This window comes from Streptomyces viridochromogenes, from assembly GCF_001270495.1.
GTDB classification, from domain to species: Bacteria; Actinomycetota; Actinomycetes; order Streptomycetales; family Streptomycetaceae; genus Streptomyces; species Streptomyces viridochromogenes_A.
Genome location: NZ_LGUR01000106.1, coordinates 1 through 23288 on the forward strand (window position 1 = coordinate 1; position 23288 = coordinate 23288).

Annotated in this window: 24 protein-coding genes; 11 read left to right on the forward strand and 13 right to left on the reverse strand. The window is 70.7% G+C overall.

What is annotated here, in order from left to right; all coding sequences use genetic code 11:
* From ADK36_RS10860 to ADK36_RS10870, 3 genes are all read left to right on the forward strand, one after another.
* Positions 1-1257, forward strand: a 1257-nt coding sequence (locus ADK36_RS10860) for a S1C family serine protease (RefSeq protein WP_053197123.1), incomplete at its 5' end; no start/stop codon positions are given.
* Positions 1258-1474: 217 nt separating this feature from the next.
* A complete protein-coding gene (locus ADK36_RS10865) occupies positions 1475-1927 on the forward strand; it encodes a sec-independent translocase (protein ID WP_048582169.1) in 453 nt (150 codons plus the stop codon).
* A 243-nt stretch (positions 1928-2170) separates the two neighbouring features.
* Positions 2171-2839 (forward strand): hypothetical protein, encoded by a 669-nt coding sequence (locus ADK36_RS10870; RefSeq protein WP_053197126.1) that lies wholly within the window; start codon positions 2171-2173, stop codon positions 2837-2839.
* A gap of 75 nt (positions 2840-2914) precedes the next feature.
* On the opposite strand, the gene ADK36_RS10875 is transcribed toward ADK36_RS10870, so the two are convergent.
* From ADK36_RS10875 to ADK36_RS10885, 3 genes are read right to left on the reverse strand one after another with little or no spacing between them, the layout of a single operon-like run.
* A complete protein-coding gene (locus ADK36_RS10875) occupies positions 2915-4048 on the reverse strand; it encodes an Mrp/NBP35 family ATP-binding protein (RefSeq protein WP_048582167.1) in 1134 nt (377 codons plus the stop codon).
* Positions 4049-4091: 43 nt separating this feature from the next.
* Positions 4092-4688, reverse strand: coding sequence for a DUF1003 domain-containing protein (locus tag ADK36_RS10880; protein ID WP_048582166.1), 597 nt, complete (start codon positions 4686-4688; stop codon positions 4092-4094).
* Complete coding sequence (locus tag ADK36_RS10885) at positions 4678-5973, reverse strand: magnesium transporter MgtE N-terminal domain-containing protein (RefSeq protein ID WP_048582165.1); 1296 nt, start codon at positions 5971-5973, stop codon at positions 4678-4680. Before ADK36_RS10885 ends, ADK36_RS10880 begins: the two co-directional genes overlap by 11 nt.
* 221 nt (positions 5974-6194) lie before the next feature.
* On the opposite strand from ADK36_RS10885, the gene ADK36_RS10890 reads away from it, so the two are divergent.
* Positions 6195-6941, forward strand: a complete 747-nt coding sequence (locus tag ADK36_RS10890; RefSeq protein WP_048582164.1) for a hypothetical protein — start codon at positions 6195-6197, stop codon at positions 6939-6941.
* Between the two features lie 105 nt (positions 6942-7046).
* Here ADK36_RS10890 and ADK36_RS10895 read toward each other — a convergent pair whose 3' ends face one another.
* Entirely contained in the window at positions 7047-7556 is a 510-nt protein-coding gene (locus ADK36_RS10895; protein WP_048582163.1) for a hypothetical protein, read from the reverse strand.
* Between the two features lie 33 nt (positions 7557-7589).
* Entirely contained in the window at positions 7590-8705 is a 1116-nt protein-coding gene (locus ADK36_RS10900; protein WP_030053067.1) for a magnesium and cobalt transport protein CorA, read from the reverse strand.
* A 506-nt stretch (positions 8706-9211) separates the two neighbouring features.
* Between ADK36_RS10900 and ADK36_RS10905 the strand changes: the two genes are divergently transcribed.
* Positions 9212-9796: a suppressor of fused domain protein gene (locus tag ADK36_RS10905; protein WP_053197128.1), complete on the forward strand. Its 585-nt coding sequence runs from the start codon at positions 9212-9214 to the stop codon at positions 9794-9796.
* Positions 9797-9826: 30 nt separating this feature from the next.
* On the opposite strand, the gene ADK36_RS10910 is transcribed toward ADK36_RS10905, so the two are convergent.
* Entirely contained in the window at positions 9827-11053 is a 1227-nt protein-coding gene (locus ADK36_RS10910; RefSeq protein WP_053197129.1) for an MFS transporter, read from the reverse strand.
* Between the two features lie 161 nt (positions 11054-11214).
* On the opposite strand from ADK36_RS10910, the gene ADK36_RS10915 reads away from it, so the two are divergent.
* From ADK36_RS10915 to ADK36_RS10925, 3 genes are all read left to right on the forward strand, one after another.
* Positions 11215-11856: a DUF6758 family protein gene (locus tag ADK36_RS10915; protein WP_048582160.1), complete on the forward strand. Its 642-nt coding sequence runs from the start codon at positions 11215-11217 to the stop codon at positions 11854-11856.
* A 189-nt stretch (positions 11857-12045) separates the two neighbouring features.
* Positions 12046-12903, forward strand: coding sequence for a PHP domain-containing protein (locus ADK36_RS10920; protein ID WP_053197131.1), 858 nt, complete (start codon positions 12046-12048; stop codon positions 12901-12903).
* Between the two features lie 117 nt (positions 12904-13020).
* Positions 13021-13626: a MarC family protein gene (locus tag ADK36_RS10925; protein ID WP_048582158.1), complete on the forward strand. Its 606-nt coding sequence runs from the start codon at positions 13021-13023 to the stop codon at positions 13624-13626.
* A gap of 79 nt (positions 13627-13705) precedes the next feature.
* On the opposite strand, the gene ADK36_RS47835 is transcribed toward ADK36_RS10925, so the two are convergent.
* Complete coding sequence (locus ADK36_RS47835) at positions 13706-13858, reverse strand: hypothetical protein (RefSeq protein WP_107083726.1); 153 nt, start codon at positions 13856-13858, stop codon at positions 13706-13708.
* Positions 13859-14064: 206 nt separating this feature from the next.
* On the opposite strand from ADK36_RS47835, the gene ADK36_RS10930 reads away from it, so the two are divergent.
* Complete coding sequence (locus ADK36_RS10930) at positions 14065-14958, forward strand: NYN domain-containing protein (protein WP_048582157.1); 894 nt, start codon at positions 14065-14067, stop codon at positions 14956-14958.
* Here the strand turns inward: ADK36_RS10930 and ADK36_RS10935 are convergent.
* Together ADK36_RS10935 and ADK36_RS10940 are read right to left on the reverse strand one after the other, a co-directional pair.
* Entirely contained in the window at positions 14955-15857 is a 903-nt protein-coding gene (locus ADK36_RS10935) for an alpha/beta fold hydrolase (RefSeq protein ID WP_053197133.1), read from the reverse strand. The genes ADK36_RS10930 and ADK36_RS10935 overlap by 4 nt on opposite strands.
* A 103-nt stretch (positions 15858-15960) precedes the next feature.
* On the reverse strand, positions 15961-18582 hold the full coding sequence (locus ADK36_RS10940; RefSeq protein ID WP_053197135.1) for a DEAD/DEAH box helicase: 2622 nt from the start codon (positions 18580-18582) through the stop codon (positions 15961-15963).
* Between the two features lie 472 nt (positions 18583-19054).
* Here ADK36_RS10940 and ADK36_RS10950 point away from each other — a divergent pair, with 472 nt between their 5' ends.
* The gene (locus ADK36_RS10950) at positions 19055-19819 is read left to right on the forward strand and encodes a ferritin-like fold-containing protein (RefSeq protein ID WP_048582154.1); all 765 of its coding nucleotides are present in this window, start codon (positions 19055-19057) and stop codon (positions 19817-19819) included.
* 129 nt (positions 19820-19948) lie between these two features.
* Here ADK36_RS10950 and ADK36_RS10955 read toward each other — a convergent pair whose 3' ends face one another.
* The 4 genes from ADK36_RS10955 to ADK36_RS10970 form a co-directional block, all read right to left on the reverse strand.
* Positions 19949-20218, reverse strand: a complete 270-nt coding sequence (locus ADK36_RS10955; RefSeq protein WP_048582153.1) for a hypothetical protein — start codon at positions 20216-20218, stop codon at positions 19949-19951.
* 244 nt (positions 20219-20462) lie between these two features.
* On the reverse strand, positions 20463-20690 hold the full coding sequence (locus ADK36_RS10960) for a DUF3107 domain-containing protein (protein ID WP_019754243.1): 228 nt from the start codon (positions 20688-20690) through the stop codon (positions 20463-20465).
* 132 nt (positions 20691-20822) lie between these two features.
* A complete protein-coding gene (locus ADK36_RS10965; RefSeq protein ID WP_030053079.1) occupies positions 20823-21464 on the reverse strand; it encodes a TetR/AcrR family transcriptional regulator in 642 nt (213 codons plus the stop codon).
* A gap of 241 nt (positions 21465-21705) precedes the next feature.
* Positions 21706-21930: a hypothetical protein gene (locus ADK36_RS10970; RefSeq protein ID WP_048582152.1), complete on the reverse strand. Its 225-nt coding sequence runs from the start codon at positions 21928-21930 to the stop codon at positions 21706-21708.
* 275 nt (positions 21931-22205) lie between these two features.
* On the opposite strand from ADK36_RS10970, the gene ADK36_RS10975 reads away from it, so the two are divergent.
* Positions 22206-23288 carry an alpha/beta fold hydrolase gene (locus ADK36_RS10975; RefSeq protein ID WP_053197139.1) on the forward strand — a complete coding sequence of 361 codons (1083 nt, stop codon included), beginning with the start codon at positions 22206-22208 and terminating at the stop codon, positions 23286-23288.

Here is a 23288-nt window from a genome sequence, read left to right on the forward strand (position 1 = left end):
CTCCAGGCCGCGCCCGCCCCCGCCTACGCCGACGCTCCACCCCCCGGCAACCCCTGGCAGAACTACGACCCCTGGTCCCGGGAGGTCCACCCCGCCGGCCCTCTCCAGCAGACCGGCACCGCGGTCGTCACCGACGAACAGCGGCGCAAGCGGGGGAGGAAGGCCGTCCTCGTCGGTGTCCTGCTGCTCGCGCTCGTGTCCGGCGGCGTCGGCGGGATCGTGGGGGCGTACTTCGAGCGCAACGGTGGAGTGGGGGACGTGGAGCTGCCGCAGGCCGCGGCCGAGCCCACCGGGCGGGCGCCGGACAGTGTCGCGGGGATCGCCGCGCGGGCCCTGCCGAGCGTCGTGACCCTGCATGTGAGCGGCAGCGACGAGCAGGGCACCGGGACCGGGTTCGTGCTCGACGACCGTGGTCACATCCTCACCAACAACCACGTGGTCGAACCCGCGGGCGACGAAGGCGAGATATCGGTGACCTTCCACAGCGGGGACACCGCCGAGGCCACCGTCGTCGGCCGTGACAGCGGCTACGACCTCGCCGTCGTCAGGGTCACCGGCGTCAGCGGCCTCGAACCCCTGCCGCTCGGCAACTCCGACAACGTCCAGGTCGGCGACCCGGTCGTCGCCATCGGTGCCCCGTTCGACCTGGCGGGCACCGTCACCTCCGGCATCATCAGCGCCAAGGAGCGGCCCATCACGGCCGGCGGCGAGAGCGGCGACGCGAGTGATGTGTCGTATGTGGACGCGTTGCAGACCGACGCGCCCATCAACCCCGGCAACTCCGGCGGTCCCCTTCTCGACGCCCGGGCCCGGGTGGTGGGCATCAACTCCGCCATCCGTTCCGCAGGCAGCGGTTCCGAACTCGACGGCGGCCAGGCAGGCTCCATCGGCCTCGGCTTCGCCATACCGGTCAACCAGGCCAAGCGCGTCGCCGAGGAGCTGATCAACACGGGCCGGGCGACCCACCCGGTCATCGGCGTCACCCTCGACATGGACTACACCGGCGACGGAGCCCGCGTCGGCACCAAGGGCAGCGACGGCGGCTCGGCGGTCACCGGTGGCGGCCCCGGCGACAAGGCCGGCATCAAGCCGGGTGACGTCATCACCGAGGTCGACGGCCAGCGCGTCCACTCCGGCGAGGAACTCATCGTGAAGACCCGCGCCCACCGCCCCGGCGACCGGCTGGAACTGACCCTGGAGCGCGGCGGCAAGGAGGTCAGGATCTCGCTGACGCTCGGCTCGTCGAGCGGGTCCTGAGACTCACAGAAACATCACACCTAACGTCGCCCGGCCGCCCCGCTTATGCCCTGACAAGGCAAACAACGCGGAAAACCGCACGCCCACCGCATTCGGAGGCCTCGGGACAGTACCGGTCGTAGCGGATCGCCGGGTACCGTGGATCCGGCCCGGACCACGGAAGACCCGCAATCGACCACTGAGGGCCGAGGACCGAGGACATCGCAAGGAGCTTCAGGTGTTCAATGACATAGGACCGCTCGAGCTGGTGACGCTCGTCGTCCTCGCCGTGCTCGTTTTCGGTCCGGACAAGCTCCCGAAGATGATTCAGGACGTCACGCGGACGATTCGCAAGATCCGCGAGTTCTCGGAGAGCGCCAAGGCGGACATCCGGTCGGAGCTCGGCCCGGAGTTCAAGGACTTCGAGTTCGAGGACCTCAACCCCAAGACGTTCATCCGCAAGCAGCTGGACAACGACGAGCTGGGGATCAAGGAGATCCGTAACGGCTTCGACCTGAAGAAGGAGATGGCCGAGGTCGCCGACGCCGTCCACGGCCGTGACGCGGAATCGTCGTCCTCGTCCTCCTCTTCGTCGTCGTCCGCGGGTTCCCCCGGCGGCGCCATCGACATGACGAAGAAGCCCGAGAACCCCCGCGAGGAGCGCCCGCCCTACGACGCGGACGCCACCTGAGCCGTACGGGCTGAGCCGTACGAACACACGGGCGGGCCGCCGCCCGCACGTGACGCTTCTCATACTCCGCGCGGGTCGCGCACGGCCTGAAACACGCCCCCTGTGCGCCTCGCGCGCCGGGCGCTTTCCATACTGCTCGGATCGGTGTGGCTATGCTGCCGAGTTGTTGTGCGGACCGGACGAGTACGCCCGAAGGGGGGCGGGCCGGGCTGGTCCGGCGAGAACGAGGAGGCGTCCGGGCACATGGAGACGACGAGTCAGACATCGAGTCGGGCAGTCGCGCAGGAACCGGCCGTGGAGAGCGGACAGCAATTCCCCTCCGCCCGGCGCACGGTCGACGGCTACCTGCTGGCGCCTTTCCCGTGGTACGGCCTCGACGAGGCCTTCACGGGGCCGCGCTGGCTGATGCAGGTCGGCATGGCGGCCGACGGGTCCGTCGAACACGGTTCGACCGGGCACGGTGACGAGCCCTCCGTACGGAACGAGGCGACGGAGGACCGGGAGAAGTTCGCGGTGGTCGTGACCGTCGCGGCGAACCCGTCCCGGCGGAGCGCCGACGGTACCGGGCTGCTGGAGGCCACGTCGGTGTCCTCGGCGGCGTGGCTAGCCGGGGTGGGGTTGCTGTCCTTCACCTGGCCGGGGCAGATGGATCACTCGCTGCGCGACGACTGGCTGGAGCAGCAGACGGAGACGGCGTGGGCGCTGGCCGACGATCTGGACGGTCCGGACTGGTCGACGCTGTCCCTGCCGGTGGACGGGGTGCCGACGCCGTTCCACTACCGGGAGTCCGAGTTCGGGTGGGTGCTGGCCGGCTCGACCCAGGAGAGGGTGCATGTGGGGGCGTACGGACGCGGTATGAGTGCGTACGGGTTGGCCTTCGCCAAGATCAAGGACATTTCCGAGTACGCATGACAAACGCGTACGCATGACAAAGGGGCGCCGCGGGTTGTGCGGCGCCCCTTTCGCCGTAGGGCTCTGCGGAGCCTCTTAAAACTTGTTGCGCGGCGTGATGCCCAGGGACAGGCCGGACAGGCCCCTCTGTCGTCCGCCCAGCTTGCCCGCGATCGCGCGCAGTGCGGAGCCGGCCGGGGAGTCCGGGTCGGTCAGGACCACGGGCTTGCCCTCGTCGCCGCCCTCGCGGAGGCGGACGTCGATGGGGATGTTGCCGAGGACCGGGACCGTCGCACCGGTCGTGCGGGTGAGGCCGTCGGCGACCACCTGGCCGCCGCCCGTGCCGAACACGTCGACCATCTCGTCGCAGTGCGGGCAGGGCAGGCCGGACATGTTCTCGACCACGCCGACGATCTTCTGGTGGGTCTGGACGGCGATGGAGCCCGCGCGCTCGGCGACCTCGGCCGCCGCCTGCTGCGGGGTCGTCACGACCAGGATCTCGGCGTTCGGGACCAGCTGGGCCACGGAGATCGCGATGTCGCCGGTACCGGGCGGCAGGTCCAGGAGCAGGACGTCCAGGTCGCCCCAGTACACGTCCGCGAGGAACTGCTGGAGTGCGCGGTGCAGCATGGGGCCGCGCCAGACCACGGGGGCGTTGCCCGGCGTGAACATGCCGATGGAGATGACCTTCACGCCATTGGCGGAAGGCGGCATGATCATGTTCTCGACCTGGGTCGGACGCCCGTCGGCGCCCAGCATGCGCGGCACGCTGTGGCCGTAGATGTCGGCGTCGACGACGCCCACCTTCAGGCCGTCGGCCGCCATCGCCGCGGCCAGGTTGACCGTCACCGAGGACTTGCCGACGCCGCCCTTGCCGGACGCGACCGCGTACACGCGGGTGAGCGAGCCGGGCTTGGCGAAGGGGACCTCGCGCTCGGCGGTGCCGCCGCGCAGGGCGTTCGCCAGCTCCTTGCGCTGCTCGTCGCTCATCACGTCGAGCGTGACGTCGACACGCGTGACGCCCTCGACCCGGGACACAGCGTCCGTCACGCGCTGCGTGATCGTCTCGCGCATCGGGCAGCCGGAGACCGTCAGGTACACGGTGACCGCGACCGCACCGTCCGCACCGATCTCCACCGACTTGACCATCCCCAGTTCGGTGATGGGGCGGTTGATCTCGGGGTCGTTCACCGTCGCCAGTGCTTCACGCACCGCGTCTTCCGTAGCCATAAGGACGATGGTACGGCGCGGCAGCCATGCCCGGGTAAGCCCGTCAGCGGTCGTCTACGTCACGTCCCGGCGACCGATCTGCCGGGAATACCCCGGGCTCGCGGTGACCGTTGTGCCGCTCCTCCAGCTCTTTCGTCAGGTCCTGGAGCTCCGAGCGCATCCAGTCGCGGGTGGCCACCTCGCCCAGGCCGATGCGCAGCGCCGCGATCTCCCGGGTCAGGTACTCGGTGTCGGCGATCGACCGCTCGTTCTGCTTGCGGTCCTGTTCGAGGTTGACCCGGTCGCGGTCGTCCTGCCGGTTCTGCGCCAGCAGGATCAGCGGGGCGGCGTAGGAGGCCTGCAGGGACAGGACCAGGGTGAGGAAGATGAACGGGTACTCGTCCCAGCGCAGGTCGCTCGGTGCGGCGATGTTCCACAGCACCCACACGACGATCACGACCGTCATCCAGACGAGGAACCGCCCGGTGCCGATGAAGCGGGCGATCCGCTCCGACAGCCGTCCGAAGGCCTCCGGGTCCCACTCGGGCAGGATGCGGCGCCGTGGCGGCCGGGGTTGGTCGAGGCGTGCGCGGGGCGCACGGGTGGTCGCGGTGGCGCCCGATGCCACGCGCTCGCGCGTGCCTTCCCGCTCAGGAGCCATGGACCGCCACCCCCTCGCCCGTGTCCTCGTCCAGGTGGAACTCCGTCTCCCGCCAGTCCTCGGGCAGCATGTGGTCCAGTACGTCGTCCACGGTCACCGCGCCCAGCAGTGACCCGGACTCGTCGACGACGGGCGCCGCGACCATGTCGTACGTCGCGAAGAACCCGGCGACGACCGGTAGCGCGGCGTCCGGCTCCAGGGCTTCCAGGGCCTCGTCGACCATCGAGCTGACCAGGGTGTACGGCGGGTCGCGCAGCAGGCGCTGGAAGTGGACCGTGCCGAGGTACTTGCCGGTCGGCGTCTCGTCGGGCGGGCGGCAGACGTAGACCTGGGCGGCCAGGGCGGGGGAGAGGTCGGGGTTGCGGACGCGGGCGAGGGCGTCGGCGACCGTGGCGTCGGGGCGCAGGATGATCGGCTCGGTCGTCATCAGACCGCCGGCCGTGTGCTCCTCGTACGCCATCAGGCGCCGCATGTCGGCCGCGTCGGCGGGCTGCATCAGGCTCAGCAGCCGCTCCTGGTCGTCCTCCGGGAGCTCACCGAGCAGGTCGGCCGCGTCGTCCGGGTCCATGGCCTCCAGGACGTCGGCGGCGCGCTCCTCCTTCAGCTTGCCGAGGATCTCGATCTGGTCGTCCTCCGGGAGCTCTTCCAGTACGTCGGCGAGGCGGTCGTCGTCGAGGGCGGCGGCGACCTCGGCGCGGCGCTTGGGGGAGAGGTGGTGCAGGACGTTGGCGAGGTCGGCGGGGCGCAGCTGCTCGAAGGTGGCCAGGAGGCTCTCGGCGCCCTGCCCCTTCTCCTCCGCGGAGAAGCCGGTGACGGCGGACCACTCGACGGTCAGCGACTCTCCCCTGGCCCGCCGGAAGGCGCCGCTGCGGCCGCCCTTCCGTACGAAGATCTTGTCGATCTCCCAGTCCCGGCGGGCCGGGAGCTGCCCGACCGACAGATCGAGGACGGTGACCTCCTCGCCGGTCTCCACGAGGGTGACGCGCCGGTCGAGGAGCTCCCCGAAGACGAGGCGCTCGGTGGGGCGCTGCTCGAAGCGGCGGACGTTGAGCACGCCGGTGGTGATGACCTGGCCGGACTCGATGCTGGTGACGCGGGTCATGGGCAGGAAGATGCGGCGCCGGGTGGAGAGTTCGACGACCAGGCCGAGCAGCCGTGGGGGCCGCCTGCCGACGCGCAGCATGACGACCAGATCGCGGACCCGGCCCACCTGGTCGCCGTTCGGGTCGAACGCGGCGACGCCGGCGAGGTGCGAGACGAAGATCCGGGGAGCGCCGGCTGCCATGGCTGATGCTCCTTTGCGTGCGGGGTGTGCAGTGTTGCTGTCGCGGCTGCGCTGCCGTGCCGCATTTCCGAATTGCCCGCTCGGGTGAGCTTCAGGCTAGCCCGTCCGGATCCGATACGCCCTGGTGAGCGGTCCGGACGGACCGGCTCCGCCGTGGCCCCGACTCCCCGGTACGCTGCGGTACGCCGCTCGGGTCCCACAACAGAAAGGCAGCCCCACCTGTGACTGCGATTCCTCAGGGTCGTACTCGCCGGGCCGCGCTGGTGACGGCCGTCTGCGCCCTGGTTGTGTCGGGAACGGGGCTGACGGGATGCAGTGAGGACCCGGACGAGGGCACGAACGGGGTCGGCAAGCTGCCGGTCGCCGAGATCCAGCGCAAGACCCGTACGGCGGCGGACTCGGCCGAAGCGGTGCACCTGTCCGGGAACGTGGCTGCCGGCGGGCGCACCTACAGGCTCGACATGCGGCTGAAGGCCGACGGTGCCACTGGGTCGGTCACCGCGCAGGGGGCCACCTTCCAGCTGCTGCGGATCGGCGAGCAGCTGTACCTGAAGGCCGACTCCGGTTTCTGGAGCGACGCGGGCAACGACGGCAAGGCGGACGCCGGGGCCGTGGACAAGCTGAACGGCAAGTACGTGACGGTGCCGCAGGGCGACCCGGCGTACAAGAAGTTCAGCGGCTTCACGGACAAGGACGTCCTCCTCGACGGCCTTCTGACGCTGCACGGCAAGGTGGCGACCGACGGCCACCACGAGCAGGCGGGCGTCCGCACCATCCGCATCACCGGAGACAAGGGCTCCGGCGGCACCCTCGACGTCTCCCTGGAGGGCGAGCCGTACCCCCTGCTGCTGACCCGGGCGGGCGGTGGGGGCACCCTGACCTTCTCCGACTGGGGCAAGGACTTCGCCCTGGAGAAGCCGAAGAAGGACGACACGGTGGACTACGGCAAGCAGCTGCCGACGTCGTAGCAGCGCCCCCGAAGGGGCGCGGGGCTGTGACATATGCGGCTCTGCCACGTGGGCGCGACCGGCCACAACGGCGCAGTAGGCGAAAGACGGCCTATCGCGGACCGCTCAACGCCGCTTTCTCTTGAGCAGCAGCCGCGGCAACCCCGCAGGGATCGGCTGACGCGTAGTCGCCGGCGACGGCAGCGGCGCCTCCGCCAGCGACCCGTCCGGCAACGCCCCCGTCGCACCCGTCGGCTCCAGCCGCAGCACCCGGCACTCACGCGCCCAGCGCTCCGGCATCGCCTCGCCGTCGGGGGCGTTGAGCCGCTTGCCCTTCAGCTCGGCGACCGTCGCCTCCCACGCCTCGGAGCCCGCCCCGAGCTCGACGACCCTCGCGGTCCAGGAGACCAGCCGGCCCCCCTTGTCCTTGCTGCGGACCGTCACCTCGGCCTCGCCCCCGTCGGCCAGCCCCGGCAGCGGCTGCTCGCCCGGACCGTCGCCGACGACGCACGCCGCACCCTCGTGCCACGCGTGCCACAGCGCCCGGGCCGGGACACCGGGGCCCTTGACCCAGATGAGGCCGGACTTCTTGGTGGCCTCCTCGACGAGGGCCTGGTCGAGCAGCTCGCTTGTCATGGCCCCCAGCCTATCCAGCCGGATCCGGCCCGCTCAGAGCCAGCCGTTCCGCTTCAGCGTGCGGTGGATGCCGAGGCAGATCGCCACGGTGATGCTCATGATCACCGGGTAGCCGTACTTCCAGTGCGTCTCCGGCATGTAGTCGAAGTTCATGCCGTACACACCGCACACCATCGTCGGTACGGCGATGATCGCGGCCCACGACGTGATCTTCCGCATGTCCTCGTTCTGGGCGACGGACGCCTGCGCGAGGTTGGCCTGGAGGATCGAGTTGAGGAGCTCGTCGAAGCCGATGACCTGCTCGTGCACGCGTGCGACGTGGTCGGCGACATCCCGGAAGTACTTCTGGATGTCCGGGTCGATCAGCCGCATCGGCCGCTCGCTCAGCAGCTGCATCGGACGCAGCAGGGGCGAGACCGCGCGCTTGAACTCCAGCACCTCGCGCTTGAGTTGGTAGATCCGGCCCGCGTCCGTGCCGCGCGGCGTCCCCTTGCGGCCCGGCGAGAAGACCTCGGTCTCCACCTCGTCGATGTCGTCCTGCACCGCGTCGGCGACGGCGATGTACCCGTCGACGACATGGTCGGCGATCGCGTGCAGCACGGCCGACGGGCCCTTGGCGAGCAGCTCGGGGTCGTCCTGGAGCCGGTGCCGCAGCGCCCGCAGCGAGCCCTGCCCGCCGTGCCGGACGGTGATGAAGAAGTCCCGGCCGGTGAAGCACATGACCTCGCCGGTCTCGACGACCTCGCTGTTGGCGGTGAGTTCGTCGTGCTCGACGTAGTGGATGGTCTTGAAGACGGTGAAGAGGGAGTCGTCGTAGCGCTCCAGCTTCGGGCGCTGGTGCGCCTGCACGGCGTCCTCGACGGCCAGCGGGTGCAGTCCGAACTCGCTGGCGATACCGGCGAATTCGGCCTCGGTCGGCTCGTGCAGGCCGATCCACACGAAGCCCCCGTCGCGTCGCACCTGACGCATCGCCTGGTGCGGGGTCAGCGGCTGGTCGGTCTCCAGTCGGCGGCCGTCGCGGTAGACGGCGCAGTCGACGACGGCGGAGGGGGTCGCGGGGTCGCGGGTGGTGTCGTACACGCCGCTGTCCTTGCGCAGCGAGACGCGGGAGGGGCGGACCACGGCACGCAGGTCGCGGATCATCGACATGAGCAGGCTCCTTCGCAACGGGCAACGAAGCGTGAAGAACCGCAGCACGGTTGGAACTACCCGGAATGGGGACGTCCTGGCCTCAGGATGTTTGGCACGTCCACAAAGCGGGGAGCACCGCACCGTTGCGGTGATGGGCTTCGTTGCTGATTCAGATCGGGCCGATCAGGCAAAGCGAAACGAAGTGCTCTTCCGTGTGAGGACGCAAGCGTGAAAGGACGGCGGTCAGCCGGAGCGGAACAGCCGGATCAGCTACATCAGCGGCGGGAAGAGCGAGTGGTACTGCACGGTCGACTTCGATCCATGACAGCCCCACCTCCTCCGGCCGGTCCCTCGTAAGGGACGTTCCATACCCCGTCAGGGGTTCCCCGTAGGGGAGTCCATCAGGCGTCGGGACTCGATCGCGACGCTTCTGCGTGCTGCCCCGAACACCGGGCAAGAGTATCAGCCGACTGAAGTGTCAAGGCGCTGCTTTGCCGGGTACTGACGAGTTCTATGCTCGCCGCATGGCTGATGTTCTTCCTCTGGTCGAGGCCCGGTTGCGCACCGCGCTGGGCGAACCGGACGCGCGCGCGGCGGTCACCTTCCTCGGTACGGACCGCATCGAGGTGCTCCGTTTCCAGGAGGGCGACCTCGTCCGCTACGCCACGCTCGGCATGTCCGCGCAGCCCATGAGCGACCCCACCGCGATGGTCGCCGACCCGGTCAAGGGGCCCCGCGCCGAGCTGATCCTCTCCGTACGGGCCGGGCTCGCCGACACCGACAAGGCGCTCCGCCCGCTCGCCGTGCTCGCCGCGTCTCCGCAGGTGGAAGGTGTGATCATCGCCCCCGGCGCCTCCCTGGACGTCGGTGAGCCGCTGTGGCCCGGCGCCCCGTTCACATCCGTCCTGGTCGCCGAGCCGGGCGGCCTGGTCGAGGACCTGGAACTCGACGAACCGGCCGACCCCGTGCACTTCCTGCCGCTGCTCCCCATGACGCCGAACGAGGCCGCCTGGAAGCGTGTGCACGGCGCCCAGGCCCTCCAGGAGCGCTGGCTGACGAGCGGGACGGACCTCCGGGATCCCGCCCGTAAGTCCGTCCCGCTGGAGTGAGGAACCTCACCAACCGGTGGCTGAAAACCGTCAGTTGGCGAACACGGTGACGCTGTCCTCGGTCGCGTGCCGCGTCTCCAGCTCCTCCGCCTCGTGGGTGAGCGCCCCGCGTCGTACGACGGCCACGAGCGCGCCCGCGACAGCCGTGACGGCCGCCACCACGAACGGGACGCGGAGGCTGCCGGTCCACTCCTCGATCCTCGGCGCGAAGTAGGGCGCGGCCGCCGCCGCGAACCAGCGCACGAAGTTGTAGCCCGCGCTCGCCACCGGGCGCGGCGCGTCCGAGACGCCGAGGGCCAGCTCCGTGTAGACGGTGTTGTTCACGCCGATGAACGCGCCGGACAGGATCGTGCAGACGACGGCGGTGGTGTGGTCGCCGTAGCCGAGGACCAGCACGTCCACGGCGAGTAGCAGCAGCGAGCCGCCCAGCACCTTCAGCGAACCGAACCGCTTCTGCAGGCGCGGCGCCACGATCACCGAGAACACGGCGAGCAGGACACCCCAGGCGAAGAACACCGCACCCGACCGGTACGGGCTCATGTTCAGCACGAACGGGGTGAAGGCCAGCACGGTGAAGAACGTGTAGTTGTAGAAGAACGCCGAGGCCGCCGCGGACGCGAGGCCGCCGTGGCCGAGGGCCCTGAGCGGGTCCAGCAGCGAGGTCTTGCGGGCCGGCTTCGGCTGTTCCTTCAGGAACACCGCGATGCACAGGAAGCCGACCGCCATCAGAAAGGCCGTACCGAAGAACGGGTAGCGCCAGCTGGCGTCCCCGAGCAGCGCGCCCAGCAGCGGCCCGCAGGCCATGCCGAGGCCGAGGGCGGACTCGTACAGCAGGATCGCCGCGGCGCTGCCTCCCGCTGCCGCGCCGACGATGACCGCGAGGGCCGTGGAGACGAAGAGCGCGTTGCCGAGCCCCCAGCCCGCCCGGAAGCCGACCAGTTCGCCGACCGAACCGGACGTGCCCGCGAGCCCGGCGAAGACGACCACGAACGCGAGGCCGAGCAGCAGGGTCCTGCGGCCGCCGATCCGGCTGGAGACGAAGCCGGTGACCAGCATCGCCACGGCGGTGATGAGGAAGTACGAGGTGAAGAGCAGGGAGACCTGGCCGGCCGTGGCGTGCAGGCCGCCGGCGATGGACGGCAGGATCGGGTCGACGAGTCCGATGCCCATGAAGGCGACGACGGACGCGCCGGCCGTCGCCCACACGGCCTTCGGCTGCCGCAGGATGCTGCCCGCTCCCGCGTCGAAGGGGTCCATGACGTTTCTCCAATCCGCACCGAGGTAGCTGGCGGCTACGCATAGTATGTTAGCTAGGCTAATTAATGCAAGCTACATCTATATCGGCCAGGTGGACCGGTTCCGTCCGGACGGGTGATCGTCCTTGACGTGACGCACAAGGGGTAGGACCGTGGGGGCCTATGAGGGGCGAACCCAGTTGCCCGAAGTGTGGTGGCCGGGTCAGGGCTCCCGGACTTTTCGCCGACGCCTGGCAGTGCGATGTGCACGGCACCGTGCATCCGGTGCAGCCCGTGATCCCGCCCAGCGTCGAGGCCCTCGGTGTGGTCGTGCATCGCACACAGGTGCCGGTGTGGATGCCGTGGCCGCTGCCGATCGGCTGGCTGTTCACGGGTGTCGCGAGTGCGGGCGACGACCGCAGCGGAGGCCGTGCGACGGCTGTGGCCTGCTCCGGACCTGGCCCGCTCGGCGGTATGGGCGAGATGATCCTCGTCGCCGAGGAGCTCGGCGTCGGGCTCGGTGCGCGCTACGCCGGCATCGACGGCCCGGATCCGGGGTCGTACATGAACGTCGAGAAGCCACCCCAGGCCAAGGTTCTCGCCGCCGGGCGGCCGACGCCGCTGTGGCATGTGTCGGGTACGCCCGACGACCGTGCCGTGTTCGCGGGAGAGGCGCTCGGGGTGTGGCTGTGGGCGGTCGTGTGGCCCGAGCAGTCGGGGTTGCTGATGTACGACGAGCTGGTGCTGACGGATCTGCGGGATGCGGGGGCCGAGGTGGAGTTGGTGCCCTGCGGAGCGTTGTCGCCGCGCTTGCTCGGGCCGTAGCGCCTACGGGGGTGGGGGGTTCGGTTCGGGGGCGGCTGCGGGTGGTTGTGGGTTGCTCGCGCAGTTCCCCGCGCCCCTGGGGGCGTGTGTGTAAGGGGCGTATGGCTGTGCGGGTGTGACAGGGGTCGTTGAAAATGCGGTTATCCTTGAGCGTCCCCTGCTTGCCGTCCCCTGACTGGAGTCCGTGTCGTGCGTATCGATCTGCACACCCACTCCACCGCTTCCGACGGTACGGACACGCCGGCCGAGCTGGTGCGTCATGCTGCCGCGGCCGGGCTGGACGTCGTGGCGCTCACCGATCACGACACCACCCGTGGGTACGCCGAGGCGATCGCCTCGTTGCCTCAGGGGCTCACCCTGGTCACCGGTGCCGAGCTGTCCTGTCGTATCGACGGGATCAGCATGCACATGCTGGCCTATCTCTTCGACCCCGAGGAGCCGGCGCTGCTCGCCGAGCGGGAGCTGGTGCGGGACGATCGGGTGCCCCGGGCCCAGGGCATGGTCGCCAAGCTGAACGAGCTGGGCGTGCCCGTCACCTGGGAGCAGGTGCTGCGGATCGCCGGTGATGGTTCGGTCGGCCGGCCGCATGTCGCCTCCGCGCTGGTCGAGCTCGGTGTTGTACCGACCGTGGGGGACGCCTTCACCGAGGACTGGCTGGCCGACGGCGGGCGGGCTTTCGTGGAGAAGCACGAGACCGATCCGTTCGAGGCGATCCGGCTGGTCAAGGCGGCGGGCGGGGTGACGGTGTTCGCGCATCCCGCCGCGAGCAAGCGGGGCCGTACGGTGCCGGAGTCCGCGATCGCGGAGATGGCCGCGGCCGGGCTCGACGGCGTCGAGGTCGACCACATGGACCACGACCCCGACGTACGTGCGCGGCTGCGCGGGCTCGCCAAGGAACTCGGGCTGCTCGCGACCGGGTCCAGCGACTACCACGGCAGCCGCAAGACGTGCGTGCTCGGCGAGTACACGACGGACCCCGAGGTGTACGGCGAGATCACGCGACGGGCGACCGGAGCGTTTCCCGTCCCGGGGGCCGGCGGAGTCTGAGGTCTCTCACCCACAGGTCCCTTTCCTCTCACCCGGCGCTGCAGGCTGTGGCCACCCGTTCCGCCATGCGGAACGACTGCCCACAGCGGTGGCCCCCTGCACAAGGCTCTCTCACCCATGTTCGACCTCGCCGTCTTCGGCTCCCTCTTCCTGACCCTCTTCGTCATCATGGATCCCCCCGGGATCACCCCGATCTTCCTCGCGCTCACCGCCGGCCGACCGGCCAAGGTGCAGAAGCGGATGGCCTTCCAGGCCGTCTGTGTGGCGGGCGGGGTGATCACGGTCTTCGGGCTCCTCGGCCACCAGATCCTCAACTACCTGCATGTCTCCGTCCCCGCGCTGATGATCGCGGGCGGGCTGCTGCTCCTGCTGATCGCGCTCGACCTGCTCACCGGCAAGACGGACGAGCCCAAGCAGACCAAGGACGTCAACGTCGCCCTCGTCCCGCTGGGCATGCCGCTGCTGGCCGGGCCGGGTGCGATCGTGTCGGTCATCCTCGCCGTGCAGAAGGCGGACGGCATCGGCATGCAGGTGTCGGTGTGGACGGCGATCCTCGCCATCCATGTCGTGCTGTGGCTCGTGATGCGGTACTCGCTGCTGATCATCCGAGTCATCAAGGACGGCGGCGTGGTCCTGGTGACGCGGCTCGCGGGCATGATGCTGTCGGCGATCGCGGTGCAGCAGATCATCAACGGCGTCACGCAGGTGATCCGGGGCGGCTGAGCCCGACGTATGCGCGAAGCCCCCGTACGGCATGGGTGCCGTACGGGGGCTTCGAAGCTTCTGCGGTGATCCGCGTCTGTTATGAGGCCGTGGTCTCGGCCGGTCGGATCCACAGCCGCTGCCCGATCGCGGCGGCCTGCTGAACGATCCGGTTGACGGAGGCGGCGTCCACGACGGTGCTGTCCACGGGGGTCCCGTCGAACTCGTCGAGTCGCATGATTTCGAAGCGCATGGCTTCTCCCTTCGTCTGGTCATCCTCCTGAGGAGAACTACTGGGTTACACACGTATGCAACGAGCTTCGTGTTACAAACATTCCCTACGCTAAAGAAATTTTTCGAACGACTAACTACTCACTGGTAAGCGGTCGCTGAGGGATCAAGAGGAGACTGACCGGGACCGGTTGTGTTCGCAGCGTGACCGCCGGGACAATAGAGACGATGAACGACGACCTCGCGGCACTCGCCGCCCGCATCGACCGCACCAACGAGCTGCTGCAACGCATGCTCGCCGAGGTGGCGAAGACGCCCTCCACCCATGCGATCTTCGTCGACGCGGGCTATCTCTACGCGGCCGCGGGGCGGCTGGTCGCCGGGACGGAGGACCGCCGGGCCTTCGATCTGGACGCCGAGGGGCTGATCGAGGCACTCATCGACCGGGCCCGCACGATCTTCGCGGACAGCCGGCTGCTGCGCGTCTACTGGTACGACGGCGCGCGGCGCCGCATCCACACGGCGGAACAGCAGTCGATAGCCGAGCTTCCCGACGTGAAGGTGCGGCTGGGGAACCTCAACGCCAACAACCAGCAAAAGGGCGTCGACTCACTGATCCGGACCGATCTGGAGTCGCTGGCCAGACACCGCGCCATCAGCGACGCGGCGCTGCTCGGCGGCGACGAGGACCTGGTCTCGGCGGTCGAGGCGGCGCAGGGGTACGGGGCGCGGGTGCACCTGTGGGGCATCGAGGCACCGGAAGGCCGCAACCAGGCCGAACCGCTGCTCTGGGAGGTCGACAGCCAGCGCACCCTCGACCTCGACTTCTTCAAGCCGTACGTCTCCCGGCGCACGGCCGCCGCATACGAGGCGGCGGGGTCCCGGCCGACCCGGGAGGACGTCCGGTTCGTCGGCGCGCAGATCGCGGCGAAGTGGCTCGCGGCGCGCGGGCGGGAGTCGCTCGTGGAGCTGCTGCCCGGGCATCCGTATCTGCCCGGGTCAGTCGACCAGGACCTGCTGGTGGAGGCGGAGGGACTGCTGCAGTACTCCCTGCGCGGGCAGGCGGACCTGCGGCGGGCGCTGCGGGACGGGTTCTGGGAGCATCTGCAGACGCAGTACTAGGCCTCCGCCGGGCGGGAGGCCGCGCTGTCGACGGTGTCCCAGAAGTCGGCGACGGCCTCGGCCGTGCGCAGTGGCTGGTCGGCGTTGGGGGAGTGCTCGGCGCCGGGAATGACCGTGCGGCGGGCGTTCAGCCGGGCGGCCATGTCGTCGAGGACCGGGACCGGCCAGGTGTCGTCGCTGGCGCCCGACAGGACGTGGAAGGGGAGCGGCAGGGCCGCGAGTTCGTCGACGCGGTCCGGCTCCGTGCACAACTGGCGCCCTGTGGCGAGGAGTTGAGCGGGCTTCGTGCCCAGCCAGCGGCGGCGCAGCAGGTCCTCGCCGCCGATCCCGCGGGCCGGACCGCCGACCTCCTCGGGCGGCCCCATCGCGCGGATCGCCTCCCACGTCTCGGCCATGGTCATCACCGCGAGCGCGTCCCGCAGGAGCTTCACGCGCTGCTGCTGGGAGTCGGAGATCTGCGCGGGGCCCGACGCCATGAGGGTGAGCGAGCGGAACGGCGCGTGGTCGAGCAGAACGGCGGCCCGGGCGATCTGGCCGCCCAGGGAGTGACCGAAGAGGTGGAGGGGCCCGTCGAGGTTGCCGAGGGCTGCCGCCTGGGTGAGTACGTCCCTGGCCAACTCGCCCCGCGCGTACGCCGATTCGTCGTGCTCCGGCCCGTCCGACTCGTGCTGCCCCCGCCCGTCCACGGCGACCGTACGGTAGCCGCGCGCCGCCAGCGGCTCGTGCATCAGCGTGAAGTCCTCCTTGCTGCCGGTGAACCCGGGGAGCAGCAGGGCGACACCTCGCTGCTCGACCCCGGGGGCGGCGGGGGAGTCGACGACGGCGAACGTGCCGCGGGAGGTGTGGAGGGGGTAGGCGCGGGCGTTCGGGGGCGGCGTGAAGACGGGTTCGGTGGTCACGGGGGGAGGGTAGCCGCTGCACCGCCAGACCCCCAGCCGCAGGCCCCGGGAACGCCGACGGCCCGGCCCCGCGCTGGGCGGGACCGGGCCGTCGGACGGGAGATCAGCTCTCCACGGGCTCCGTGGCCGCCGCGGCAGCCGCGGTCTTGCGGGTACGGCGCACCTTGGGCTTCACCTCGGCCGTACCGTCGGCAGCCGCCACGCTCGCAGCGGTCGCCGCGGCCTTGCGGGTACGGCGGCGAGGCGCGGGCTCCTCCGTGGCCACCGGCTCCTTCGTCGCCTGGGCCGGGATGTCGGCGGCCGGGGCGGCGGCTTCGGCGGGGGCCGCGGTCTTGCGGGTGCGGCGTGCCTTGGGCTTGGCCTCGGTGGCCTCGGCCGTGTCGACGGCGGCCTCGGCGGCAGCGGTCGTCTTACGGGCGCGGCGCGGCTTGGCCTCGGCGGCTTCCGGCTCCGCGGCTTCCGGCTCCGCGACGGTCGCCGCGGCCTTGCGCGTACGGCGCGGCTTCGCCTCCGTGGCCTCGGCCGTGTCGACGGCGGTTTCGGCGGGGGCCGCGGCCTTGCGCGTACGGCGCGTCTTGGGCTTGGCCTCGGTGGCCTCGGCCGTGTCGACGGCAGCCTCGGCGGCGGTCGCCGCGGTCTTGCGGGTGCGGCGTGCCTTGGGCTTGGCCTCGGCGGCCTCCGGTTCCTGGGCCGTCTGGGCCGTCTGGGCCGGGATGTCGGCGGCCGGGGCGGCGGCTTCGGCGGTCGCCGCGGTCTTGCGGGTGCGGCGCGTCTTGGGCTTGGCCTCGGTGGCCTCGGCCGTGTCGACGGCGGCCTCGGCGGCAGCCGTTGCCTTACGGGTCCGGCGGCGCGGCTTGGCCTCCGCGGCCTCCGGGGTCTCCTGGGCGGCCTCGGTGGTGCCCTCGGCCGTGTCGACGGCGGTCTCCGCCGGGACCGTCGCCTTGCGAGTGCGGCGGCGCGGCTTGGCGGCGGGAGCCTCCTCGGACTCCGCGACCCGGGGAGCCGCAGCGGCCTCGGACGGCTGCACGGCCTCCGTGACCTTCGTAGCCTCCGAAGGCTTGGTGGCCTCGGCCTCGGACGTCGTCCCCGCCTCCGCCGAAGTCGCCTTCGGCTCCGCCGACTTGCGGGTCCGGCGGCGGCGCGGCTTGGCCGACGCCTCCTCGGTGGTGTTCAGGGACGAGGTGTCCAGGGACGTGCCCTCAACCGTGGCGACGGCCGCCTCTGCGGCCTCCGCGGGCTCGGGCGCCGCGGACGTGGCCGTCACGGCCGTGGTCGGCTCCGTCGCCCCGCCGCGCGTGCGGCGACGGCGGCGCGGGGTGCGCGGCGCGGTCACGGCCTCCGCCGTGGTGGCCTCGACGGTCTCGTCCGCCGCCGCGGGTCCGGCGGCCGCCGCCGACGTTCCGTCCATCGATGCTCCGCCGCGGGTCCGGCGGCGGCGACGCGGCGTGCGTGCCGAGCGCTCGCGGTCCGGCGAGGACGAGCGGGACTCGTCCCGGCCGCCCCGGCCACCGCGACCGCGTGCACCGCGCCCGCCGGTCTCGCCGAGGTCCTCCAGCTCCTCCGCCCCGAGCCCGGCGCGCGTGCGCTCCGAGCGCGGCAGAACACCCTTGGTGCCCGCGGGGATGTTCAGTTCCTCGAAGAGGTGCGGGGACGTGGAGTACGTCTCCGGCGGGTCGTTGAACTTCAGGTCCAGCGCCTTGTTGATCAGCTGCCAGCGCGGGATGTCGTCCCAGTCGACGAGGGTGATCGCGATGCCCTTCGCACCCGCGCGGCCGGTGCGGCCGATGCGGTGCAGGTACGTCTTCTCCTCTTCGGGGGACTGGTAGTTGATGACGTGGGTCACGCCCTCGACGTCGATACCGCGTGCGGCGACGTCGGTGCAGACGAGGACGTCCACCTTGCCGTTGCGGAAGGCACGCAGCGCCTGCTCGCGGGCGCCCTGGCCGAGGTCGCCGTGGACCGCGCCGGCGGCGAAGCCGCGCTGCTGGAGCTGGTCGGCGAGATCGGCCGCCGTGCGCTTCGTACGGCAGAAGACCATGGCCAGTCCCCGGCCGTCGGCCTGCAGTATGCGCGCGACCATCTCGGGCTTGTCCATGTTGTGCGCGCGGTAGACGAACTGCGCGGTGTTCGCGACCGTCGCGCCCTCGTCGTCCGGCGCCGTGGCACGGATGTGGGTGGGCTGCGACATGTAGCGGCGCGCGAGGCCGATGACCGCGCCCGGCATGGTCGCCGAGAACAGCATGGTCTGGCGCCGGGCCGGCAGCATGTTGATGATCTTCTCGACGTCGGGCAGGAAGCCCAGGTCGAGCATCTCGTCGGCCTCGTCGAGGACGAGCGCCTTGATGTGCTTGAGGTTGAGCTTCTTCTGGCCCGCGAGGTCCAGCAGTCGGCCCGGGGTGCCGACGACGACGTCGACGCCCTTCTTGAGGGCCTCGACCTGGGGCTCGTAGGCCCGGCCGCCGTAGATGGCGAGAACGCGTACGTTGCGCACCTTGCCCGCGGTCAGCAGGTCGTTGGTGACCTGCGTGCACAGCTCGCGTGTGGGGACGACGACGAGCGCCTGCGGGGCGTCGGTGAGGGCCTCGGGCTTGGCCCGCCCGGCCTCCACGTCGGCGGGGACGGTGACGCGCTCCAGGAGCGGGAGACCGAAGCCCAGCGTCTTGCCGGTGCCGGTCTTGGCCTGGCCGATGACGTCCGTGCCGGAGAGGGCGACGGGGAGGGTCATCTCCTGGATGGGGAAGGGGGTGACGATGCCGACGGCCTCAAGGGCCTCGGCGGTCTCGGGAAGGATTCCGAGCTCTCGGAAAGTCGTAGTCAGGGTGCTGCCTCTTCTGTGTACGCGGTGCGAGGCGAGCGCGGGGGTCTTGACGGACCGTGCCGGGGACGTCGGCTGCCTTACGGGCTTGGCCGTAGGGCACGGGACCACTGCCGACGCTCTAGCGCTCGTACCGCTGAGGGGGTCCCTCCGGTCGTCGTACGCAGAGTGCCGTACGACCGGGGAGGGCTGTCGGGTCGGAGCCGATCGGGCCACCGACCGGGCATCCTCATAACGTGCGGCCCGTCGAATACGTCAAGGTACTCAGCGGGCGCATTACCACCATACCCCGGAAACGCGCACATGCGATGGCCGAATTGGTCACGTAGTCGGCGTCACAGTGATTGACCAGGGACTTCCGTGACACGGCGGGCGGGCTATTGTGCGCTTCATGACGACGCCTGACAACACCTCCGCCGTCCCTGACCCCTCCGACTCCCCTGCCGAACACACCGGGGTCGCCGCCCAGGACTGGGCGCGGGCCTCCGCCGACCCGCAGTACCGGGCCGCTGTCGTGGACCTGCTCGGCGCGCTGGCCTACGGAGAGCTGGCGGCGTTCGAGCGGCTGGCGGAGGACGCGAAGCTGGCGCCGACGCTGGCGGACAAGGCGGAGCTGGCGAAGATGGCGTCGGCCGAGTTCCACCACTACGAGAAGCTGCGGGACCGGCTCACCGAGATCGGGGCGGAGCCGACGCAGGCCATGGAGCCCTTCGTCGCCGCGCTGGACGGGTTCCACAAGCAGACGGCGCCTTCCGACTGGCTGGAAGGGCTGGTCAAGGCGTACGTCGGCGACTCGATCGCCAGCGACTTCTACCGGGAGGTCGCGGCGCGGCTCGACTCGGACACGCGTGGGCTGGTGCTGGCCGTGCTCGACGACACGGGGCACGCGTCGTTCGCGGTGGAGAAGGTGCGGGCCGCGATCGACGCGGATCCCCGTGTGGGCGGGCGCCTCGCGTTGTGGGCTCGGCGGTTGATGGGGGAGGCGCTGTCGCAGTCGCAGCGGGTGGTCGCCGACCGGGACGCGCTGTCGACGATGCTGGTGGGTGGGGTCGCGGACGGGTTCGATCTCGCGGAGGTCGGGAAGATGTTCTCGCGGATCACCGAGGCTCACACGAAGCGGATGGCTGCGCTGGGGCTCGCTGCCTAGGGGGCGCCCCCGCTCGGTCTGGGGGCTGGCGCCCCCAGGCCCCACTGTCGGCCCTTCGGACCTCGTCCTCAAACGACGCCGGACGGGCAGAAACGCCTCAGCTCTCCGGCGGCCGGTCGTTCTCGGAGTTCACGCGGTCGCCGAGTGGCGGCGGAGTCTTCCCGCCGGGCGTACCAGCAGGGAGAGAGAGGCGGCGGAGACGACCGCCGAGCCGATGAGGATCACGAAGAGGTTGCCGAAGTCCAGTGCGGTGTGGGTGATGAAGGCGCCGAAGAGGGAGCCGGCGACACCGGTCGGCAGGACCAGGGAACGGGTGGGCAGGCGGTGCGGCAGGCGGTGGGCGGCGGCCCACGCCAGGGCCAGGCCGAGGATCGCGGAGCTGAGCGCTTCCAAGAGCATGCTGGGGTCCCTCCCACATGGCCGACCTGCTCGAAACGGTCGTAGCCCGTCATACCCCTGACCTGCGGAATGCAATCCTCCTCTGTGATCGACTTGTGCTCCGTCCGTGGAGGAATCCCGGTTGGGTAAGCGAAGCGTGGGCGGACGGGGAGCGCGGACAGACGAGAAGCGCGGACGGACGGGAGGGGCCCGGCGACCGTGGTCACCGGGCCCCTCCCGTCTCGCCTGTCTGCCGGGCGCCTTCTTACAGCGCGCCGAAGCCCACCTTGCGCGGGGCCGGCTCGCCGAGCTCCACGTAGGCGAGGCGGTCGGCCGGGACCAGGACCTTGCGGCCGTGCTCGTCCACGAGGCTCAGCAGCTGCGACTTGCCGGCGAGCGCCTCGGACACCGCCCGCTCTACTTCCTCGGCACTCTGACCGCTCTCCAGAACGATCTCGCGGGGCGCGTGCTGCACGCCGATCTTGACCTCCACGGCTTTGTCCCTCCGACGGTCAGTGAAGTGCGCGACCTTCCGCGCCGTACCCAGCACACATTAGCCCGGTGAGGGGACGTCCACGCTCCGCCCAAGAACGCCAGGAGCGAACAGCGGGCGGGAACAAACGCCTCAGTGGTGGTCGGTGCCGTGCAGCGGGAAGCCCGCGATGCCGCGCCAGGCCAGGGACGTCAACAGCTGCACCGCCTCGTCGCGCGGCACGCTGCGGTCGCTGTGCAGCCAGGAGCGGGCCACGACCTGGGCGAGGCCGCCGAGACCGGAGGCCAGCAGCATCGACTCCGCGCGGGAGAGTCCGGTGTCCTCGGCGATGACGTCGCGGATCGCCTCGGCGCATTCGATCGTGACCTTGTCGACGCGCTCGCGCACGGCCGGCTCGTTGGTCAGGTCCGACTCGAAGACCAGCCGGAAGGCGCCGCCGTCGTCCTCGACGTACGCGAAGTACGCGTCCATCGTCGCCCGGACGCGCTGCTTGTTGTCGGTCGTCGACGCGAGCGCGTTCCGTACCGCCTGGATCAGGGACTCGCAGTGCTGGTCCAGCAGGGCGAGGTACAGGTCGAGCTTGCCCGGGAAGTGCTGGTAGAGCACCGGCTTGCTGACGCCGGCGCGCTCGGCGATGTCGTCCATCGCGGCAGCGTGATAACCCTGCGCGACGAAAACCTCCTGGGCGGCGCCCAGAAGCTGGTTCCGTCGGGCACGGCGCGGCAGGCGAGTGCCCCGCGGGCGTGCCGCCTCTGTCTGCTCGATGGCTGTCACGCCGCCTCCCAATGTCGTCCACATGCGGTATGCGCCGCGCCGCCATCGTACTTTTCGGTAACCCTGCTGTGCGCGGTGCGAGCGCAGAATTTCACGGACCGGACAGTGGCGAAAGTCGTGCAGAATGTTTGAAATCCGGTCGGAACGGGCAAGAAACTGCCTCTCTCCTGCTCAACGGCACTCTCTTCCGTGCCCGGAGGTACCCGCGTTCGTGCCCGGCGGCCCTCTGCGCCGCCCGCGGTCACCGGTAGTCGTCCTCGTCGGTGGAGACCACGCGCGCCTGTTCGATCAGATCGGCCTCGCTGGCCCGGTCCTGGTCCGCGTCGGTCAGCCGGTCGTCGCGGTCGGGCCTGACGTCGGTGTGCTGCTCGGCCGCGTCGGCCACGGGGGCCTCGACGTCGAACTCCTCCGCCTGTTCGGTGTCGTCGTCCACGAACGTGTCGGGGTCGCTGGGGTCGACGGTCATGGCGGGCTCCCTTCCTAGAACGTCCCCGTGGGGCACAACGGCCCTGGGTGAAGCAGGGGTCCACATACGGGTGCCCTGCGTACGAGCCTAGGAGACGCCGGTTCCGGACGCTATGCGATCTGTGGGGGATCTGCGGGCAATTCGGGCGTGCTCCGGACGGCTTCCGTGATGGTGGTGCGGGTGGCCGGGTTCCCGGTGCGGAAACTGCCATGTACGTGTCGACTTGTGACGGCGAACACATGAACCAGTGCGTGATCGTCTCGTAACATTGCCGCATGTCTTCGACCGAGCTCCCGTCAGCGCCGGCCGCCAATGTGCTTCCCAAGGTGTCGACCGTCAGGGTCGCGAAGGGGGAGCGGCTGCGCTCGGTCGGGCTGCCCGGGATCACACTGACGGTGCGGTCGAGACCGCCCGCGCGTGGGGGGCTGCCGCCCGCGCTGTACGTCCATGGACTCGGTGGCTCCTCGGAGAACTGGTCGGCGCTGATGGAGCTGCTCGAGGGAGAGGTCGACTGCGAGGCGGTCGACCTGCCGGGCTTCGGCGACTCGCCGCCGCCGGACGACGGCGATTACTCGATCACCGCGCACGCACGCGCGGTGATCCGCTATCTCGACGCGTCCGACCGGGGGCCCGTGCACCTCTTCGGCAACTCCCTCGGCGGCGCGGTCACCACGCGCGTCGCCGCGGTACGTCCCGACCTGGTCCGTACGCTCACGCTCGTGTCGCCCGCCCTTCCCGAGATCCGCGTCCAGCGCAGTGTCGTGCCCACGGCGCTGCTGGCGGTGCCCGGCGTGACGGCGCTCTTCACCCGGCTGACCAGGCAGTGGACGGCTGAGCAGCGGGTCCGTGGGGTGATGCACCTGTGCTACGGCGACCCCGCGCGCGTGTCGCCGGAAGGATTCACCAACGCCGTCGAGGAGATGGACCGGCGGCTGCAACTGCCGTACTTCTGGGACGCGATGACGCGTTCCACGCGCGGGCTGGTCAACGCCTATACCCTGGGCGGCCAGCACGCGTTGTGGCGCCAGGCCGAACGGGTGCTGGCACCGACGCTGCTCATCTACGGCGGCCGCGACCAGCTCGTGGGCTACCGCATGTGCCGGAAGGCCGCGCGCAGCTTCCGTGACTCCCGTCTGCTGAGCCTGCCGGATGCCGGGCACGTGGCGATGATGGAGTACCCGGAGGTGGTCGCGCGGGCGTTCCGTGAACTCCTGGCGGAGGCGGCGGAGTCGGAAGGGACGGCGGAGTTGGCGAAGTCGGAAGAGGCGGTGACGGTGGGGCGTGTTCGGGGCGGGGCCCGGGACAGGAGCGCCGCCGCGGGCGAGGACGAGGCCGTGACCGAGAACGCGGGGAGCTGA